The 2,038-nt window shown below is 62.4% G+C and carries 3 protein-coding genes and 1 tRNA gene; 2 read left to right on the forward strand and 2 right to left on the reverse strand.

Annotation, left to right across the window (positions count from 1 at the left end):
• Positions 1 to 222: GcrA family cell cycle regulator (locus NSE01_RS21050; protein WP_218033317.1), on the reverse strand; the 222-nt coding region annotated here is incomplete at its 3' end.
• Positions 223 to 343: 121 nt separating this feature from the next.
• Between NSE01_RS21050 and NSE01_RS21055 the strand changes: the two genes are divergently transcribed.
• Positions 344 to 1,228: an ABC transporter permease gene (locus NSE01_RS21055; RefSeq protein WP_147161511.1), complete on the forward strand. Its 885-nt coding sequence runs from the start codon at positions 344 to 346 to the stop codon at positions 1,226 to 1,228.
• A 65-nt stretch (positions 1,229 to 1,293) separates the two neighbouring features.
• Here NSE01_RS21055 and hspQ read toward each other — a convergent pair whose 3' ends face one another.
• Positions 1,294 to 1,674 (reverse strand): heat shock protein HspQ, encoded by a 381-nt coding sequence (gene hspQ / locus NSE01_RS21060; RefSeq protein ID WP_147161510.1) that lies wholly within the window; start codon positions 1,672 to 1,674, stop codon positions 1,294 to 1,296.
• Positions 1,675 to 1,839: 165 nt separating this feature from the next.
• Between hspQ and NSE01_RS21065 the strand changes: the two genes are divergently transcribed.
• A tRNA-Ser gene (locus NSE01_RS21065) sits at positions 1,840 to 1,929 on the forward strand.
• The last annotated feature ends 109 nt before the right edge of the window (positions 1,930 to 2,038 follow it).

The raw sequence follows: 2,038 nt of genomic DNA on the forward strand, positions 1-2,038 counted from the left end.
GGGTTCAGGCGGAGCGGGGCGCGGAGCCTTGGCGGCGGGCGCAGCCTCGCTCTTCTCGTTCGGTTTGACCGGGGAGGGGCGCGCCTTGAGCCCCAGACGATGCGCCTTGCCGATCACGGCGTTGCGGCTGACTCCGCCGAGTTCTTCGGCGATCTGGCTGGCGGTGGCACCGCCTTCCCACATCTTGGTCAGCTTCTCGATCCGCTCGTCCGTCCAGCTCATGCCGTCTCAAATCCTTCAGAACTCGTCCTGCAGGCGGGCTCGCCGCAGGAATGTGCCTACCCGGTGGGGCAGGCGGTGCAATGCCTTGCCATGATCCGGCATGCGCGATACCGCACCATGCATGGCCGATCAACCGATGCCCCTTGGCGGGGCCGCTTCCATCAGTGAACAACCCAGCGGCGCGGGGAATTTTCCACCGCCCGGCGAGCTGCGTTTCCGCAGCTTCAATCGCTTGGGGCTGTGGACCCTCTATATGAAGGAGGTGCGCCGTTTCTTCAAGGTGCAGACCCAGACGATCTGGGCTCCCGCGGTGACGACGCTGCTCTATCTGATGATTTTCACGCTCGCGCTGGGCGGCGGCGGCCGTATCGTGCTGGGTGTTCCGTTCGCCACGTTCGTCGCGCCGGGCCTCATCGCGATGGGGATGATCAACAACTCCTTCGCCAATTCGAGCTTCGGGCTGCTGGTCGGCAAGATCCAGGGCACGATCATCGACTACCTGATGCCGCCGATCTCGAACGCCGAGCTTATCCTCGCGCTGGTCGCCGCTGCGGTGACGCGCGCGATCCTCGTCGGCCTTGCGGTGGCGGGCGCGATGATGTTCTGGCCCGGCGTGGACCTTACGGTGCATCACCCCTGGGCGGTGATCTGGTTCGGGCTGATGGGATCGATCCTGCTCGGACTGATCGGCGTGCTGACGTCGCTCTGGGCCGAAAAATTCGATCATAACGCGGCGATCACGAACTTCGTGATCACGCCGATGTCGATGCTTTCCGGCACGTTCTACGTCATCAGCAACCTTTCGCCGACGTTCCAGACGATCAGCCGCTTCAACCCGATCTTCTATGTGATCTCGGGCTTCCGCTTCGGATTCCTGGGGCAAAGCGACATCGGCACGACGAACGAGGCCGTGCTGCACGGCGCCATCGGGCTTGGCGTGCTGAACTTCGTGCTGTGGGTAGCGATCTACTACGCCTTCCAGTCGGGCTGGAAGCTCAAGAACTGATTGAGGGTGCAGGCAGTGAGAAGGGGCGCTGACAGCGGGAAGGACCCGCTGTCAGGCCTTCTGGATCAGTGCGACAGGCCGCGGCGCAGGCGGTAACGGCCTTCGCGGAAAGCCTCGAACATCTCGTGCACCGAAGGGTGGTCCACCGGGCCGCCCTCTGCATCAGACAGCAGGTTCTGCTGGCTGACGTAGGCGACGTAGCTGTTCTCGTCGTTCTCGGCGAGGAGGTGATAGAACGGCTGTTCGCGCGGTGGGCGGATTTCGGCTGGGATCGATTCGTACCATTCCTCGCTGTTGGCGAAGACCGGGTCGATATCGAAGATCACCCCGCGAAAATCGAACAGCTTGTGCCGAACGACATCGCCGATGGCGAACCGCGCTTTGGAGACGTGGGGGGCCGTGATCTCACGGCCAGCCTGGGGCGAAAAGAAAATCGCTCTATCCATGCAACCGAATATAGGGCGCTACCCGAGGGAAACAAGCGAGCCTTGGTGCAGGACCGTGGATTGTAGTGCAGGTGTAACATGTTTCCCCTTGGCAAGCGCCGGGGCATGCGCTAACGGCGCGCTTCCTCGACCGGGACGGCGCTTGCCGGCTCAACGACACTTCGCGGAGAGGTGGCAGAGTGGTCGAATGCACCGCACTCGAAATGCGGCATACCCGCGAGGGTATCCAGGGTTCGAATCCCTGCCTCTCCGCCAAGTGCCTCTGATTTTCCTGATATTTTTCACGAGATCGGGGTAATTCCCGAATAGGGCTCGCTGACCCGATCTCTGCACATGGCAAGCTGAGCATCGCGTCAATAATGGC

The organism is Novosphingobium sediminis (assembly GCF_007991615.1).
Taxonomy (GTDB): domain Bacteria; phylum Pseudomonadota; class Alphaproteobacteria; order Sphingomonadales; family Sphingomonadaceae; genus Novosphingobium; species Novosphingobium sediminis.